A 213-nucleotide genomic window follows, 5' to 3' on the forward strand; every position below is an offset into this window, starting at 1 on the left:
CATTTTGTTGGTAGCGAGTAGGCTCCTCAATATTTCACCAATAATCTGACTCCCACAGGGAACCAGGTAGGCGGTCTGATATCTTTGTACATTGATAGGAGTATCGTTGTACATTGATAACCTAGTGGGTTCCCCCTACGGCTACCTACAGCTATCATGTTGACTTTGAGCCATAGATAAATCCCACTGCGATCGCACTCATACCTTTCTATA

The 213-nt window shown here is 44.1% G+C and carries 1 protein-coding gene; it reads right to left on the reverse strand.

Going from position 1 to position 213, the window contains the following annotated elements:
- Nucleotides 1-26: 26 nt before the first annotated feature.
- The coding region (locus P5674_RS26465; protein ID WP_315670547.1) for a hypothetical protein at nt 27-213 on the reverse strand (187 nt) is incomplete at its 5' end.

It is taken from the genome of Limnospira sp. PMC 289.06 (genome assembly GCF_032350395.1).
Taxonomy (GTDB): Bacteria; Cyanobacteriota; Cyanobacteriia; order Cyanobacteriales; family Microcoleaceae; genus Limnospira; species Limnospira platensis.